Annotated in this window: 12 protein-coding genes and 1 rRNA gene; 6 read left to right on the forward strand and 7 right to left on the reverse strand. The window is 42.1% G+C overall.

Annotated features, from left to right (window positions below):
* Positions 1-122, reverse strand: a 16S ribosomal RNA gene (locus E0F88_RS31655); the annotation flags it as partial.
* 527 nt (positions 123-649) lie between these two features.
* A complete protein-coding gene (locus tag E0F88_RS31660; RefSeq protein ID WP_131962494.1) occupies positions 650-1,000 on the reverse strand; it encodes a hypothetical protein in 351 nt (116 codons plus the stop codon).
* 445 nt (positions 1,001-1,445) lie between these two features.
* Here E0F88_RS31660 and E0F88_RS31665 point away from each other — a divergent pair, with 445 nt between their 5' ends.
* Together E0F88_RS31665 and E0F88_RS31670 are read left to right on the forward strand one after the other, a co-directional pair.
* Complete coding sequence (locus E0F88_RS31665; RefSeq protein WP_131962496.1) at positions 1,446-3,740, forward strand: ATP-dependent helicase; 2,295 nt, start codon at positions 1,446-1,448, stop codon at positions 3,738-3,740.
* Positions 3,741-3,870: 130 nt separating this feature from the next.
* Positions 3,871-5,367 carry a DUF4301 family protein gene (locus tag E0F88_RS31670; protein WP_131962498.1) on the forward strand — a complete coding sequence of 499 codons (1,497 nt, stop codon included), beginning with the start codon at positions 3,871-3,873 and terminating at the stop codon, positions 5,365-5,367.
* A 117-nt stretch (positions 5,368-5,484) separates the two neighbouring features.
* Here E0F88_RS31670 and E0F88_RS31675 read toward each other — a convergent pair whose 3' ends face one another.
* Complete coding sequence (locus E0F88_RS31675; RefSeq protein WP_115834344.1) at positions 5,485-5,958, reverse strand: Lrp/AsnC family transcriptional regulator; 474 nt, start codon at positions 5,956-5,958, stop codon at positions 5,485-5,487.
* 184 nt (positions 5,959-6,142) lie between these two features.
* Positions 6,143-7,084, reverse strand: coding sequence for a GDP-L-fucose synthase (gene fcl / locus E0F88_RS31680; protein ID WP_131962500.1), 942 nt, complete (start codon positions 7,082-7,084; stop codon positions 6,143-6,145).
* 93 nt (positions 7,085-7,177) lie between these two features.
* Here fcl and E0F88_RS31685 point away from each other — a divergent pair, with 93 nt between their 5' ends.
* The gene (locus E0F88_RS31685) at positions 7,178-8,212 is read left to right on the forward strand and encodes a toxin-antitoxin system YwqK family antitoxin (RefSeq protein ID WP_131962502.1); all 1,035 of its coding nucleotides are present in this window, start codon (positions 7,178-7,180) and stop codon (positions 8,210-8,212) included.
* A gap of 63 nt (positions 8,213-8,275) precedes the next feature.
* On the forward strand, positions 8,276-9,973 hold the full coding sequence (locus E0F88_RS31690; RefSeq protein ID WP_131962504.1) for a hypothetical protein: 1,698 nt from the start codon (positions 8,276-8,278) through the stop codon (positions 9,971-9,973).
* On the opposite strand, the gene E0F88_RS31695 is transcribed toward E0F88_RS31690, so the two are convergent.
* A complete protein-coding gene (locus E0F88_RS31695; RefSeq protein ID WP_131962506.1) occupies positions 9,974-11,248 on the reverse strand; it encodes a D-alanyl-D-alanine carboxypeptidase/D-alanyl-D-alanine-endopeptidase in 1,275 nt (424 codons plus the stop codon).
* A gap of 232 nt (positions 11,249-11,480) precedes the next feature.
* Between E0F88_RS31695 and E0F88_RS31700 the strand changes: the two genes are divergently transcribed.
* Both E0F88_RS31700 and E0F88_RS31705 read left to right on the forward strand, forming a co-directional pair.
* Positions 11,481-13,400 carry a RecQ family ATP-dependent DNA helicase gene (locus E0F88_RS31700; protein ID WP_131962508.1) on the forward strand — a complete coding sequence of 640 codons (1,920 nt, stop codon included), beginning with the start codon at positions 11,481-11,483 and terminating at the stop codon, positions 13,398-13,400.
* Positions 13,397-14,824 carry a DUF5723 family protein gene (locus E0F88_RS31705; protein ID WP_229213973.1) on the forward strand — a complete coding sequence of 476 codons (1,428 nt, stop codon included), beginning with the start codon at positions 13,397-13,399 and terminating at the stop codon, positions 14,822-14,824. The genes E0F88_RS31700 and E0F88_RS31705 overlap by 4 nt, the downstream gene beginning before the upstream one ends.
* 5 nt (positions 14,825-14,829) lie before the next feature.
* Here E0F88_RS31705 and E0F88_RS31710 read toward each other — a convergent pair whose 3' ends face one another.
* On the reverse strand, positions 14,830-15,144 hold the full coding sequence (locus E0F88_RS31710) for a DUF6787 family protein (protein ID WP_131962510.1): 315 nt from the start codon (positions 15,142-15,144) through the stop codon (positions 14,830-14,832).
* A 6-nt stretch (positions 15,145-15,150) separates the two neighbouring features.
* Complete coding sequence (locus E0F88_RS31715; protein WP_131962512.1) at positions 15,151-15,882, reverse strand: RluA family pseudouridine synthase; 732 nt, start codon at positions 15,880-15,882, stop codon at positions 15,151-15,153.
* Positions 15,883-15,900 lie beyond the last annotated feature (18 nt).

The following is a 15,900-nucleotide window of genomic DNA, read 5'->3' on the forward strand; positions in this document are numbered from 1 at the left end:
TTGAAGGTAGGTTGCATACGCGTTACGCACCCGTACGACGGTGACATTGCTGCCCCCTCGCCTTGCATGTATTAAGCCTGCCGCTAGCGTTCATCCTGAGCCAGGATCAAACTCTCCATTGTAAATTTTGTTGTGACCTCTATTCCGAAAAATAGGATCGAATCTTCTTAAACAAATATCTTCTTGCTCTCTTCATCATGTCAAAGAACTCTGCTCTGGTCTTCCAGAACTCGTTGCGCTGATCGTTTTCAGCGCCGTACTACCCGATTGGGAGTGCAAAAGTGCAGCATTTATTTTTAACATGCAAACGCCAAGTGAAAGTATTTACAAAGTTTTTTAACATATTTTTCTAACACACTCAAAGTGAGTAAAATATGCCCCAAACTTTTTTTGAAGTTTTTTTGAAGTGATTCCTTGGCTTTATAAAGTGGTGCGAAAAAGCATATTGGATACTGTAAAGAACTTCGAGATCAAGGCAAACTTTCGTTTCAGCGCGCTTGAAAAGCCGACGGATTGTATCCTTTTATTGAAAAAAGGCATATCACAGTTTGTGAATGCCTCTTTTTGCTGAACTGGATTAAGTTTCGAGCCTTCTGTGGAATCCCTGGCACTTTCTGCCTGGGTAATTCTAAAATTTGTTTTAGAGGTACTACATCTTAAAATACTCAATCACATGCATCTTCAACAGCGCTTCCTGCTTTTCAATGCCTCCTTGTGGTAATGCGCGGTTTAGGATGTAGTGCGGCCAGCCGTCTTTGTCGGTGTGTTCATATATATAATAAGAAGAAAGGCTGAGTACTTTGCATATTCCTATGTGCATGAGATCCTGTTTCTGTTCTTTTGTAAATCGCTTGGCTCCCTGGCCGAGTTCCTGCACACCTATCAGGAAGAGAACGCCGTTTAAATCAGCAGGACGTTTTCCGATGGATTCTTCCAAAAATTGTAATAAATATTCCCACTGTATTTCGAGTGGCTGGTCTTCTACATCTGCTAGATTCATAATTGGCTTTCGGCTTTCGGCTTTTGGCCGTCGGCAATTATTTTAGTTTAATCTTCAATTCTTTCAGCACGATCCCCGATGCTGCCATGCTACTTTACAGTAAACCCCGCGTGAGGGATAGTAGCGGAAAGCCCGGAGTGCCGCTTTTCGCGGAACGAGGACTTGCAGCATAACCGAGTAAGCAACCTGCTTCCCGAAGGTTACGCACGTAGTGCTGCCCGGCCCGCAGGGACACGCCCAAAACTGCTTCCTCAAAACACCGTTTTTACTTCTGTTTTAATGTGTTCATATATATAAGGTAAAAATACAAACCAATAACATGGCCCGGGCGTTCTGATAGTGGCTGTTTAAATTTTTGTAAATTAACAAACATCACAGCATCTTATAGGTATAGAGGGAAAAGCATTTGGCGCTTTTTCCTAACTTTGGCTTTTGCCCCGAACGAATGAAGATTGTAGAAGAGAATAAATCAGAGCGATTGAAAAAGAACGATTATTTGTCGACCCTTAATGAGCCGCAGCGTGAAGCGGTGTTGTACGGAAACGGTCCGTTGATGATTATTGCCGGTGCTGGATCGGGGAAAACACGGGTACTTACCTATAGAATAGCCCATTTGATGGAAAACGGGGTTGATCCTTTCCGGATCTTGTCCCTGACTTTTACCAATAAGGCTTCCGGGGAAATGCGTCATCGGATTGAAGGGGCTGTTGGAACGGAAGCCAGAAATATCTGGATGGGTACGTTTCACTCGGTTTTTGCCAAAATCTTACGGATTGAAGCGCGGTTTCTGGGATATACCAGTGATTTTTCAATTTATGATACGGACGATTCCAAGTCGCTGCTGCGGAGTATTATCAAGGAGTTCAATCTTGACGATAAGATTTACAAAGCCAATGTGGTTTACAATCGTATTTCCGGAGCAAAAAATCGTTTGGTTTCGGCAGATGACTACATTAACAATGCGGTGATACAGGCTGACGATGAGGCGGCGAAAATGAAGGAGATCGGCAGGATTTACAAAACCTATGCAACACGCTGTTTTCAGGCGAATGCAATGGATTTTGACGACCTGCTTTTTAACACCAATGTGCTTTTCCGTGATTTTCCTGACGTGCTGTATAAGTATCAGCACAAGTTTCAGCATGTAATGGTGGATGAGTTTCAGGATACGAACGTTTCACAATATCTCATTACCAGAAAATTGTCTGCAGTTCACCGGAATATTGTGGTTGTTGGCGATGATGCCCAAAGTATTTATGCTTTCAGGGGTGCAAATATTGAGAATATTCTGAATTTCTCAAAGGATTTCCCTGATGTACAGACCATTAAGCTCGAACAGAATTACCGCTCGACGGGAACGATTGTCAGTGCGGCTAATTCGGTGATTGCCAGAAATAAAGCGCAGCTGGAAAAACATACTTTTACGGCTAATGACGAAGGTGCGCTGATAGATGTCATCAAAGCCGGATCGGACAATGAAGAAGGGCGGCTTGTTGCATCTGCGATTCTGGAAGAAAAAATGCAGAAGGCCCTGCGGAATGAGAACTTTGCCATTCTTTACCGTACCAACGCGCAATCCAGATCTTTTGAAGAAGCTCTAAGAAAACTGGGAATCAAGTACCGGATCATTGGCGGGCAGTCTTTTTACCAGAGAAAAGAGATTAAGGACCTTTTGGGATACCTTCGCTTTACGGTAAACCAACGCGACGAAGAAGCCTTTAAACGTATCATTAATCTGCCAAAACGCGGGATTGGTGACACTACCGTGGCGAGAATAACGGTAACGGCTTCGGAAAACAATGTGCCGATATGGGAGGTTGTGGCTAATATCGGAAATTATGCAACCGGCCGGACCATAGCGCCCATTGAGCAGTTCGGAACGCTGATCAAAAGCTTCAAGATTATGCTTGAAGACGGTAAGGATGCTTATGAGGTTGCTTCGCACATTGCCAAAGTCTCCGGAATTCTTCGTGAATTATATGAGGATAAAACGGTTGAAGGGCTCTCCCGCTACGAAAACGTGCAGGAATTACTCAATGGGATCAAGGAGTTTGTTGACAATGAAGAAAACGAAGACAAAACGTTAAGTGCCTTTTTGCAATCCGTTTCTCTGTTGACAAATGCTGATGAACCTGACGATAATGAAGACCACGACCGGGTAACGATGATGACGATTCACTCGGCAAAAGGACTGGAGTTCAGAAACGTATTTATCGTTGGCCTTGAAGAAGACCTGTTCCCGAGCCAGATGATGCTGGAAAGCCGGCAGGATCTGGAAGAAGAAAGACGTTTGTTTTATGTGGCAATTACCAGGGCTGAGAAAAAGCTTTCATTCTCATATGCCGAGAGCCGTTATCAGTGGGGAAGACTTAAAATGTGCGAACCAAGCCGGTTTTTGCTGGAAGTTGATCCCAAGTTTTTAAATATCTCCAATGCACTGCGCAGAGACAGCGAGCAGATCAACTCTCCGATGTCGTTTGTCAGAAACCTTGGGCCCCGAAAAGCTACGGAGCCTAAACCGGTAACTGCTGCCACTGCGCATACGCCAACAGGTGATTTTATACCCAGCGATACGCATGACCTTGCGGAAGGCGACAAAGTGGAACACATGAAATTTGGTTTTGGCACGGTTTTGAAAATGGAAGTGAATGGAACAGACCGGAAAGCAACCGTTAAATTTGACAGTGTTGGAGAAAAAACCCTGCTGCTTAGTTTTGCAAAGCTGAGAATCATAAAATAATTCCTTATTAATAGTTATAGTATGTTTCTCTGCCGCTTTACCTTGTAACTAAAATACAGCCCCGGGACTCCTGGCCTTCCCAGCATTCCCGGGGCTGTGTAATTTCTTATTTTTATAAACAAATTTAATTATGTTTCCTGAAGCAGATCTTACGCAGATAACACAACGCGGAAGCGACCCCACAGTAGTTGAACAACAGGTAAAATACTTTGTAGACGGTTTTCCTTTTCTTCAGTTGTCCAAAGCCGCCACAGTTGGTGATGGTATTATCAGGCTTACTGATGAACAGATTAAAGAAGTTGTAGGTGAGTTTGATAAAAGTACCTCTGATGGAGAAGTTTCTCTGTTGAAATTCGTTCCGGCTTCCGGAGCGGCTACCCGAATGTTTAAATCCCTTTTTAGTTTTTTGCAGGAAGGGAAAAAAGACAAGTCAGTAGAAGAGTTTTTCAGCAGCCTGAGTGAATTTGCTTTCTATGAGGATTTGAAGGTTTCCCTGGCAGCTGACGGAATAGATATTACCACCGCTGATGAAAATACAATTGCGTCTTATTACCTGACCAACAAGGGCTTGGGATATGGAGAACTACCGAAAGGTCTTCTTAAATTTCACAATTATGCCGACCGTTCCCGAACGCCTTTGGAAGAACATTTGGTAGAAGGAGCTAAATATGCCAATGCAGGAAGTCATGTAAAAATTCATTTCACGGTTTCTCCTGAACATCGGGATAAGTTCGAAAAACTGGTTGTTGAGGTACTTCCCGGTTATCAAAGTAAGTTTGGGGTAAAATATTTTGTTTCTTTTTCTGAGCAAAAAAGCTCCACAGACACCATTGCTGTGAACCTGGACAACACTCCTTTTCGTGAAAAGGATGGCAGTGTATTATTCCGCCCGGCAGGACATGGTGCATTACTTGAAAATCTTGGCCAGCTGGATGCTGATGTTATTTTTATAAAAAACATTGACAACGTTGTTCCTGATCACATCAAGGAAGAAACGATTACTTATAAAAAAGCACTGGCGGGCATTGTACTGCAATATCAGAAAAGGATTTTCAATTACCTGAATCATCTCATTGGTTCAACAGATGAAGATTTACTAGAAGAGTTGGATGCGTTTTTTAGAAATGAACTTTGTGTGGTGCCTCCGGCATCCTACGAAAGCTGGCATGCCGATGACAAAAAAGATTATTTCCTTAAAAAACTTGACCGTCCGTTACGTGCCTGCGGAATGGTTAAAAATCAGGGCGAACCTGGCGGCGGACCTTTCTGGGCAGAAAATGCAGACGGATCTTCTTCTTTACAAATTGTAGAATCTGCTCAGGTGGATGTTGATGATGCGCAACAAAACGGTATTTTCAAGAACTCAACACATTTCAACCCGGTAGATCTGGTTTGTGCTGTAAAAAACAGAATGGGTGAACTGTATGATCTTAAAAAATTCCGTGATCCGCTGACAGGATTTATAACCGGAAAATCCAAAGATGGCAAGGAATTGAAAGCACAGGAATTACCCGGATTATGGAATGGTGCGATGGCAGACTGGAACACAATTTTCGTTGAAGTACCGCTGATTACATTTAATCCTGTGAAAACCGTAAATGATTTGCTGCGTGAACAACACCAGTAGGTTTTAGCTATTAGCCGTTAGCTTGTAGCCGCTTTTGCTTAAATCGTAATATAAGAAAAGGTCGGAACCGTGATGGGACCGACCTTTTTGTTTTATTCTTTTTCCGAAATATAAGCCTCAGGGAATTGGCAAAACCTTTGTTTCCTTGAATGTAGAGAGGATAACCATCGTCTGCGTGCTCGCAACTTCTTCAATTTCATTAATTTTTTCCAGCATTAGCTTTTGATAGGTGCTAATGTCTTTGGAAATAACCCGTAGAAGAAAATCTCCAGTGCCGGTAATGTGGTGACATTCGATGATTTCCGGAATAGCATGTACTTTTTCTACAAAAGATTCGGTAACTGCTTTTCTATGACCTACAAGGGAAATCTGCACAAAAGTGCTAACTCCTAACCCTACTTTATCCGGCTCCAGCTGAGCATGGTAACTTTTAATGATGCCTGATTGTTCCAGCTTTTTTACCCTTTCAAGAGTCGGAGCTGGTGACAGTCCTATTTCTTTAGATAGTTGTGCGTTGGTTATTTTGGCATTGGTTTGTAAAATCTCCAGTACTTTACGGTCTATCTGGTCTAATTTTATGATCGACGACATTTTTCTGTGACAAGTTTATAGTATACAGCTTTTAAGGGCGCTGCAAAACTAATATGTTTCCCGAAGATTCTGTTAATAATCTATTGAAATTTTGTCAAAAAAAAGAATTATCGTGGGCGAAAATAGAATTTAGTGTTTAAATATTAGGTTTTCCCGGAATTGTAACTCATTAAGAACAAAAACCTTAAACCGCATAGGTTTCAATTTTCTGTAAAAAATCCTGATAAGTTATCCTGATGCCGTCTTCCAGTTCTGTTTTGTGTTTCCACCCCAAAGCATGTAACTTGCTTACATCCATCAATTTACGGGGAGTTCCGTCCGGTTTGTCAGAATTCCAGTGAATTTGTCCTTCGTAACCCACAATCTGCTGAATCATTTCAGCCAAAGCTTTGATCGTAACATCACTGCCAACACCTACATTGAGGAAATCAGGGCTGCTGTAATTCTGCATCAGGAAATAACAGGCGTCCGCCAGGTCGTCGGCATGCAAGAACTCGCGCAACGGCGAACCACTACCCCAAAGCTCTACAAACGGTTTGTTTTCCTCTTTTGCTTCATGAAACTTCCGGATCATCGCAGGCAACACGTGTGATTTATTAAGATCATAATTGTCATTAGGACCATATAAATTGGTTGGCATCACAGAAATGAAATCGCAGCCGTACTGACTTCTGTAAGCCTCGCACATTTTTATACCTGCAATTTTTGCAATGGCATAAGGCTCATTGGTTGACTCTAATGTACCGGTAAGCAATGAGTCTTCATGAAGAGGCTGAGGAGCAAGTTTCGGATAAATGCAGGACGAACCAAGAAACATCAGTTTTTTAACATCATTACGATATGCCGAATCGATAACGTTGTTCTGTATCTGCAGATTTTCGTATAGGAATTCTGCACGATAAATATTATTAGCCATAATACCGCCTACTTTCGCGGCTGCAAGAAAAACGTACTCGGGCTGCTCGGCTTCAAAAAATGCTCTGACACGATCCTGCTCACGTAAATCCAGTTCTGATGAGGTGCGGAATACAAAATTTGTAAAACCTTCTTTAACCAATTTACGGTGAATTGCAGAGCCTACCATTCCTCTGTGCCCGGCAATGTAAATTTTCGCGTTTTTTTCCACTGTGATTATCTAAATTTGTAGGTTCAAAATCAATAACGTTGAGACGAATTCGTTACAAAAGTAACAATCTTGCGCTTAAGAAAATCTATATACATGCAAAGTGTTATTCTGATCCTGTGCTTTTTAACTGTTTTTTTGCCGGAAACAGTCTTCGGGCAAACCGAACAGAAAGAAACGACCCCGTCCTGGCTGCCGAAAGAAACTGTAAAGAAAGATACAACCGGATCTAAAAAGGGACGCGCTAATGATCTGAAATCTTTTGTATCAGGCCTTGATCCTGTTGTAGGAACTTCACTACCCGGCGGAAATAATAAATCGACCTCACTTTCATCTCTACTCGGTGAAACCATCCCTGACCTTGGTCTTAGGGTAAAGGAATATAAAAACCAGAAAGAAGAGAGGAAACACAAAAAAGAAAAAGCAAAACTGGCGAAGGTACAGTATGAAGGCATTCCTATGGAAAGCATGTCGATCAAATTTGGCAGCGGCGAACGTGCAACTGTTGAATATTTTCATGTTTTAAAGGATACGAAACAGCCCCTGAACCCTTACGTACGCGCAACGGAAACCCGTTATTACGACACAAAAACAAAGAGACTCAGCTCTTCCCTCATTAAAGACAAACAGCAGGCTTTGCTTCTTCATGGTTCTTACAAAAAGTATACAGGCGAGAATCTGATTGAAGAAGGATATTATTACATGGGCGTAAAAGATGGCCGCTGGGTAAAATATGACGCAAAATTTAATCTGGTTGATAAGGCCGTATGGTATCGTGGCTTTCCTGCCGAATCACGTATCGCCTACTACGATTCTGCCCATACACAGGTAAAAGAGGTTGTTCCCGTCACATTTGGTAAGGTGGAAGGAGAATTTCTGCAGTATTACAAAGAAGGCCAGCTGATGGCAAGCGGAAAGTATGAAGATGGGAAAAGAGTAGGCCGCTGGGTTGAATATTACCAGTTTCGCAGACAGCGTAAAAAAGAAATCCAATACCCTAAAACGGGCTGGGACGAGGAATTTGAACCTTTTGTATTAAGAGAATGGGATGATAAAGGCAAGTTGCTTTATGATTATACCAAAGATCCCCGTGCATCTGCAGAAGAAGAAACTGAAACCGAAAAGCCATAAGGTTGAAACCAAAATTTCGACCGTTTACCAGCGTGTCTCCGACCGGCACGAATTATTTTGCTTATGATTTTATCTCTCCTGAATTTTTTTAAAAATAAAACCTGGCTTGACCTACTCTTCTGTATCCTTCCTGTAATCATTTATGCCTGGGCGTTTAAGTCCATTGCACTCAATGTAAATTACGTAGCATTTGACGATATCCTTATTCTAGGTATCATTCCGGGTTTTGAAGATGCATCCTGGGCTGTAAAATGGAAACGACTCACGGAGCTGTTCCCCGAACACCGCCTGGTTTTCTCACGCTCCGTAATCCTGCTTCTACAAACATTTTTTGGAAAGATAAACCTCATCTGGGCCATGTCTATAGCAAATCTTTGCTGGGCAGGCTGTTCATTAATCTTTTACAAGGTTTTTAAAAGAACACAGCTTTCACTTTGGTATTTTGTGCCTTTTATGTGGCTGTGGTTTAATTTTCAGTCATTTGAAAATATATTTTGGGGCGTAAGTTCACTCTGTAATTTTGGTGTACTGCTGTTTGTTTTTACTGCTTTATACTTCGCCGTTTATTATCCAGGAAAAATTGCAATTGCACTTTTTTTCGCAGCAATAGCTACTTTCACTTACGGCAATGGGCTGATGGCTTTTCCGATTATAGCGGTAATTTGCCTTTTTTCCGGCAGAAGAATTTCGTTTTTTATAACCTTCGGTGTTGCGACGGTTATTGCAATAATTTATTTTATCGATTTTACACCGATTACACAAAACCTTGACTTTTCGGATCCTGCGGAAGTGAAGGAGGGTTTCCTCGGTATTTTTGGTTTTCTGGGATCGATCGCTACACTTGCTGCATACACCGCCCAGCCGTTGATGCTGTCACTGGCGGTTGCCACGGGTATGTTTATGACAGCCCTTCTTTTGTTTTTATTCAGAAATCAAGTCAAATATTTGTGGGATGCGGTTTGGGGAAATAAGCCTTATCGTAACAAAGAAGCCTTGTTTGCACTGTCACTGGCCATGTTTGTTGGTATTACTGCACTTGCACTTACCTACAAGCGAATCCCTACTGATCATTTTGAAGGAATGTTTAAAGGGCGTTACAGAATGTATTCAACCATCTGCTGCATTTCGCTTTACCTGTCTTTTCTTTCACTAAGCAGAAGTTCCCATAGAAAAAGCCTTTCTCCAATATTATTTATTGCCGCCATTGGGCTCAACCTGGTTATCTTACACAGTAACTTTGCCGATGCAGTAAACAACCGCCGTGCGGCCGTGGCTCAGGAATTTAATGCCCGCTACAATGCCGACTGGCTTGGAACACGGATGTTCTCCATGGACCGGGCCCATCTGGAAAAAATCAGAGCTTATTACGCCTCTGCCGATCCGCTGGCCGAGCAATGGAGTCCAGCAAATTTGTCTTCTGAAATCGTCTGTGACAGCCTTTATGCTCCTGATGTGTTTGAATTGAGAAACGGCAACATCACAGTTGCTTTTGGCGACGTTTTTTTTTCGTCAAAAAAAGACTACACCGATGGAGCTTATGTCTTGCTTAGATCTGATAAACACGTGTATGCGGCCCAGCCCAATCAACAGACAGTTCCTTTAAAAACAACTTTACGCCGGCAAATGTATTTTGCGAAAGGTATCAGTGCCAGTTTCCACATCGCAACCATCGAACCGGGTTTGTATCGGGTCTATTTACTTGTCAGAGAAAACGGGCGGAATAAAATTTACTGTACCGGAAAGACCTGGAAAGAAGAATAATCAGAAACGCTGATGTATTCCGGTTAAAATGCGCTCTACTTCTTTCCTGACTTCGGAGGTAGGTTTGGCGAAATTGTTATTCATAAAGCTAAAAACCAGCGTTTTACCTTTTTTTGTTACTAAAAAGCCGCTGAGATTATAATTGTTACTCAGGCTTCCTGTTTTTGCAAAAATGAATGGTTCCTCACCTTTGTAGAGATTTTTCAAAGTTCCTGACTTCCCGCCGGTTGCGAGAATCCTGAACAATTTTTCGCGAGGTACTTTCGCATATATTTTTTGAAGAAGCGCCACGATAGATCGCGGCGTGAATAAGTTGTAACGGCTAAGGCCGGATCCGTCTTTCCAGATTGGTTTATCAGGCAAATCACTCAGATGGTGCGATATGGCGTGTTCAATTGCTTTTTCTGTATTTAAAGGAAGGCTATTGGCCGAAGCATACAATAATATCAGTTGCTCCGCAAGCATATTGTCGCTTACCTGCATCATGAGTGTGTACAGCGAGTCGGAAGGAATACTGTAAATTTTCTGTAATTCCACATTAAGCGGAATGTGTATCAGTTTTATTTCTTTTCTCAAAGCATCGCTTAACAGTTTTAAAGTCAGCTCATCGGACATGTGTACCGGAACATCCTGGTTAAGTCCTTCAGGCAAAACAAACTTAGAATGGTGAAAAAAATTTTGAAATTCATCTCTTACAATTCCGGATGTGATCGTATCCTGTACCAGAAATTTCTCCCAGTAACGGGGTGTTACACTAAATCTTTTTGAAGTTTCTCCTTTAAAACGGGCGAAATTGCCATAAACCGGCAGGGCAGTAACCTCCGGCTGATAATAATCATTGTAATCATCCCAGGCCCAGCCCGGCCCAAAACGTTTATTTTCGAAGTTTACAGGCGTATAAAAAATCTGCTCCTTTCTTCCTTTTAGAAAGTCAACCACCTTACTGTGGGGCAGATCCGGATGCAGAAGTGACGGATCTCCCGTTCCGCGTATAATTAATAATTCGCCCCATTCCAAATATTCGAGACCCGGAATTGAATCACCCAGTGCGCATAAACCCGCGTAAAAACTAAAAAGCTTGGTGTTGGAAGCCGGGGTAAAATACTTGCTGTCCTGATAAGAGGCAATTGCTTTTTTACCATTTAAATCATGAATTGAAATACCTGTATGCTGCTGACTTAGAACCGGAGAGTTCTTCATTTCACGTTTCAGATAGTGCGAAACAGAACAGCCGGAAAGTGAGAAAATACCGGCAAGCAATAATAGTGTGCGCATAATTTATTCCGACAATAAGGGTTGTTTTATCTCTGCTTCTAAATTTTCAGATACAAACAGTTAAAAAATAAGAAACTGCTTTTAAAAATCGATTACAAAAGAGCAGTAACAAAGTTAGCAGTTTCAGGTCAAAACAAAGAAAGCGAAAATCCGTTTTGCACAAATGCGAAGCAGATCCGTATTTCACCGATTCGAATTCGTTATTTTACAAATTGATAATTAACAAAAGTAAATGAACGACCTGCATTCCGTTCTCAAACAATATTGGGGTTATGACCATTTTCGTCCTTTTCAGGAAGAGGCGATCAGGTCTGTTATGAACGGAATAGATACCCTCGTATTGTTGCCAACCGGCGGAGGAAAATCCATTTGTTTTCAGGTACCGGTGATGGCTATGGATGGCGTTTGTATCGTAGTTACGCCCCTGATCGCACTCATGAAAGATCAGGTTGAACAGCTAAAAAGACGGCATATTCCCGCCGCAGCTATTCATTCGGGTATGAACCGGCATGAGATTGATGTCACATTGGATAATTGCATTCACGGTATTACCAAATTTCTGTACGTTTCGCCAGAGCGGCTGAGAACCGATATCATGATTGCCAGGGCGAAACAAATGAAAATTTGTCTTCTGGCTGTTGATGAAGCACATTGCATTTCGGCCTGGGGATATGATTTCCGTCCCTCATATCTTCTTATTTCAGATTTCCGGGATTTGCTGCCCGGTGTTCCGGTGATGGCGCTTACAGCAACTGCAACCCGGGAAGTGCGTGCAGATATTCTTGACAAACTTAAAATGAAGTCTGTCAGGGTGTTTACGCAGTCCTTTGCAAGAGCCAATCTGTCCTATTCTGCTTTTATGGAGGAGAATAAAGAACGACAGTTAATCCGGATCCTAAAAAATGTACCCGGAACTGCCATTGTATATGTAAGGACCAGAAAGCGCACCAAAGAACTGGCAGATTCGTTGAGCCGACAGGGAATTCCGACCCAGAGTTATCATGCAGGTTTACCATTTAAGGATAGAGGCGACCGGCAGATGGCCTGGATTAAAAATCAGGTACGGGTTGTGGTGGCAACGAATGCTTTTGGAATGGGAATTGACAAACCGGATGTTCGTGCCGTGATCCATTTTGATTTACCCGAAAATCTGGAAGCTTATTATCAGGAAGCGGGCAGGGCGGGACGGGATGAGAAAAAGGCATATGCGGTGGCACTTTTTAATAAAATTGACCTGGAAGAACTTGCAGAAAACGTTGAACGCAAATACCCTCCGGTTGAATTGATTAAAAGAGTATATCAGGCGCTGGCGAATTATTATAAAATCCCAGTGGGCGGGGCTGAATTTGAAGGTTTTGGCTTTGACATTCAGGATTTTGCAGGAATATTTGGTTTGCCCATAAGTGAAACACATTATGCGTTGAAACTGCTGGAAGAAGAAGGGTTTCTCCAGTTAAGTGAAAATTTTAACGATCCGGCCAAACTCCACTTTTTGGTTGATAACCGCCAATTATACGACTTTCAGATACGCTATCGGGAAATGGATTCGTTTATCAAAGTGCTGCTGAGACTGTATGGCGGAGAAATGTTTACAGAATATGTAAGAATATCGGAAAGCGAACTGGCACAAATCTATTTTGCACCGGTCGCAGAAGTGATTAAAAAACTTAAATTTCTTCAGGAACGGGAAATTTTAGTTTATGAACCCAGAAGAGATAAGCCACAACTCACTTTTCTGACGCCCAGATATGATGCGGCGATGCTTCCTCTCAATATATTTGAAATTGAAAAAAAGAAACAGCGCGACAGACATAAGGCGAAGGCAGTAGTAAATTACGCTTCAAATACCCATCGTTGCCGGACCATACTATTACTTGAATATTTCAATGAGTTTGATGGGAAAGATTGTGGTGTTTGTGATGTCTGCCTGGCTAACAAGAAAAAGGAACCTGTTCGGGATGAGGAACTTGTAAAATCGCTTATGGCGTATATCAATTTACAAACGGCGATTACGCCCAGGGAATTAAGTCAGGCTTTTGAAAATATTCCGGAAGAAAGTCTTTTTGAAATACTGAGAAGCTTACTGGAAGACGAAATTTTGCTTTATAATCAATTTGGACAACTGACTTTAAACAGCCAATACCAGTTTTGAAAAAAATACAACAAATTACCGCACTAATTGTCATCAGTTTCTGTCAGGCAGCAAATGCACAGCAAATTCCTGGTCTGGAAAGCAGCAATTACGGAGGATTGTACCGGGCCACTTACAACCCGTCTGTGGTGGGAGGTTCCAAACAAAAGTGGCAGATTAATATCGGAACAATTGGAGCCAGTATCAATCACAGATATTTTGTTTTTTTAGGTAAAAATTCGCTGTTATACCCGTTATTGGCGCCTCATTCAACCAAAGAATTGTATGGCCGGTCGCGCACGATGGGTTCCTTAACGGAAGATCCGATCCATCTGGTGAGTGAAATCCGCTGGCCTTCTGCCATGATTTCTATTGATAAACATCAGGGAATAGCCATACAATTCAGGACACGCGGTTATGTAAAAGGCTTAAATATCCCGGAACCTGTGAAAAATTTATATTTCCGCCGGCTTGACACGGATAATACACCACCCATAGCAAATCAGTCATTGGGAGAATTTAATTTGGTCCAGCAAAGCTTTTCGGAAATGAGTTTTACCTATGGAGCACAGTTATTGGATCTGGATCAGCATAAATTAAGAGTTGGTTTTACAGGGAAAAGGGTATTTGGGGCAAGAATTGGGTATTTAAATGCCTCAGCTGATCGTTTTTCGATACGCCCCGAAACAGGCAATCCCGAATCAAGTGAACTCGTGCTATCCAATTTTCAATATGAAAGCGGATATAGTCAGGCAACGCAAAAAATGAAAATCGGGAATCTCCTTGATTCTGAAAAATATGGTTCCGGCTGGGGTTATGATCTGGGCATAACATACGAACTAGGCGCTTTCTGGAAAAACAGAGAAGAAAAATTTGACGAAAATCCGCAGTACCTTATACGACTTGGCGCTTCCTTAACGGACGTTGGATCAATCCGGTACAAAACTTCCGGCAGTAAAGTTATCTCAGGCCAACAGGACCAATATGTTTTAGGACAGCAGAATCTTGAAGTTATTAGTGACCAGGGACCAGAAGGTTTTATGAGCCTTCTACCTGCGCAATCAGATACTATTTTTTCCAAAACCGTGAGGCTTCCGCAGGCTTTTCACCTTGAGGCTGACATTCAGCTGGTAAAGGGCTTTTTCCTGAATTTATCTAAAACAAGTCGTTTTAATCCCGGAAAAGCGGAAATACCGGATGTTTATCAGCCAAACAGTTTTACAATAACTCCCCGGTTTGAGGATGAGGACTCCGATTTTGCGTTTCCAATTTCGTTTGTTGAGGGAAATAAACGGCCGTCCATTGGCGCAGTAGGTCATTTCGGACCTGTTTTTCTTGGTTTCAGTAATATCAACGGCCTGATTAAAAAGACACAGCCAAAAGGAAGTATGGTTTATGTAGGCGTGACAGCCTGGAAGTTGAGACGGGAAAAGAGTAAGAAGTGAATTACTTAAAGGTCCTTCCGCTTACCGCCAAACATCCCGCCAATCCTATTAAACATTCTTTTTTCAAATTCCCAAAAAAAGCTAAACTTACCCCAAATCCATCCCCAGACAAGAAGTACGATTTGGTATAGGGGTAGGATAATTACAATATTTACTGTCCAGCGAAGCCAGGACGGTGAGCTTTCATCGAGACCGATGATGCTAAAAAAGCCACGTTTGATATAAAGAATGGAAAAACCTGTACAGGCAAAAACAAGTAAAATGATCAGGACATCCCAACCATTTTTCACGTTCCACCGCTGTTTTAGTTTTTCTATCATCAACAACTATTCGTATAAAAAACCCAGGTTCTCTGGTTTGATTTCTTCTTTATCCAACGTCAGAAATTCTTCCCAGAAAGGATCATTGGGAAGGCCGGCTTTGCAGATAATAGGTTCTTTTTTAACAGGATGCTCGAAAAACAAGCGCCTTGCATGTAAATTGATACTTCCGTCAGGGTTGCCTTTCGGATAACCATATTTTACATCACCACGAATCGGGCAGTTCATAGATGCAAGCTGCACACGTATCTGATGCGGACGACCGGTAACAGGTGTAACTTCTAGCAAATGAAACTTATTGATTTCTCCCATCCACCGGTATGAAAGTTCCGCGCGCTGTGACCCCTGCACTTCGTAATCATGCGCTGTTGTCACATTGCGCTTTTCATCTTTAATCAGCCAGTGAACCAGTTTGCCTTTTTTTTCCGCCGGTTTGTGTTTTACAACCGCCCAATATGTTTTTTGAACATCCCTTTTACGGAAGATCTCATTCATCCGTTCCAGAGCTTTGGAGGTACGTGCAAAAACAACCAGTCCGCTAACAGGACGGTCCAGCCGGTGCACTGTGCCTAAAAACACGGCTCCCGGCTTGTCGTATTCTTCCTTGATGTAGTCTTTCAACATATCAAGCAGACATTTATCCCCTGTTGAATCACCCTGTACCAGTATACCTGGCTCTTTATTAACAATGATCAGGTGATTGTCTTCGTATATAATTTGAAATGGTCTCTTGGCCATATTATTAGTTTTATACTT

The organism is Dyadobacter psychrotolerans (assembly GCF_004349265.1).
Classification (GTDB): Bacteria; Bacteroidota; Bacteroidia; order Cytophagales; family Spirosomataceae; genus Dyadobacter; species Dyadobacter psychrotolerans.